The sequence below is a fragment of the Streptomyces sp. NPDC057428 genome (genome assembly GCF_042803195.1).
Taxonomy (GTDB): domain Bacteria; phylum Actinomycetota; class Actinomycetes; order Streptomycetales; family Streptomycetaceae; genus Streptomyces.
Genome location: NZ_JBHVCT010000241.1, coordinates 1 through 1,127, shown reverse-complemented (window position 1 = coordinate 1,127; position 1,127 = coordinate 1). Strand labels below are relative to the sequence as shown.

The 1,127-nt window shown below is 66.4% G+C and carries 1 protein-coding gene; it reads left to right on the top strand.

Annotated elements, in window-relative coordinates:
- The first annotated feature begins 325 nt into the window (after nt 1-325).
- Nucleotides 326-940, top strand: coding sequence for a TetR/AcrR family transcriptional regulator (locus ACFU5K_RS32015; RefSeq protein WP_384068291.1), 615 nt, complete (start codon nt 326-328; stop codon nt 938-940).
- Nucleotides 941-1,127: the final 187 nt, after the last annotated feature.

Sequence of the window (1,127 nt, the reverse complement as noted above, 5' to 3'; positions counted from 1 at the left end):
ACCTCGTGCACCCAACGCGCCACCGCCTCGCCGTTACGGCCCGGCCTGGTGCTACCAAGGATGATACCGATCTTGACCATGTGAAAACCCTTCGTCAAAACGCTCCCGAAGCACATTGTGCAACTTGCTTCGTCAGGAAATGTAGCGCGACATGCTTGCACGGTCAAGTAACTTTATTTACGGCACGTCCTCCATCGCCGTCCCTGACGCATTCGAGCGCTCCTACGATGCCGCGCAGCGCCGCAACGGCCGTCGCGCGCCTGCCAGGGATTGCGGGACAGCCCTTGGCCTCCAGCGGCTACAAGGCCCGGCATAGAATGCCTCAATGCCCTCCAAGCGCTCCTACGCCTCCCCCCTGCGGGAACAGGCTGCCGCACGAACTCGCGAACAGATTCTTCTGCGAGCGACAGAGCTGTTCGCGGAGCGCGGATATGGGCTGGTGACCGTTGCGGACATCGCATCCGCCGCGGGGGTGTCCCCCAAGACGGTGTTCGCGAGCACGGGCAGCAAGGGCGACATCCTGGACCGAATCGTCGATCAGGGTGTGGCGGCGTCCGGCTACGAGCACGCGGTCCGGGAGGTACTCGAACAACGGTCACCCTCGGCGGCACTCGGCGTCCTTGCCCGCGGCACCCGCCTCGGCAACGAGGAGTACTTCTGCGTGCACGAGGCGATCCTCAAGGCACTGCCGGTCCACGAGAACGGTGACGCCCTGCGGCAGCGTGCCACCGCCGCGTACCGTGAGGCACTCGTCGCCAGCGCGCACCACCTCCACACGCTGGCTCCCCCGCCGTCCTGCGCGGAGCCGGAGACCGCGGACCTCCTCTGGTTCTGGTTCGGGCCCGGTGGATGGCGCTCGCTCGTCGTCGAGAACGGCTGGTCCTGGGACCGCACCGAGGAGTTCCTCGTGCGGACGGCGACCGCCACGCTGTACCGGTGACCGCGGCGAATCGCCGTCACCACGCGCCCCGCCCTGCCTTTGAGGCCCTGGGTAGGGTTGAACAGGGTCACCGGGCAGAGGACGCTCTCCTGCCTGCGTTCCGCATAATTCGCGGTGCCTAGAGCATCGAATCGTGCTGTGACCTGGGGAAACGCGTCTGGACACGCTGTGGGGGCGTGTCTCTAGG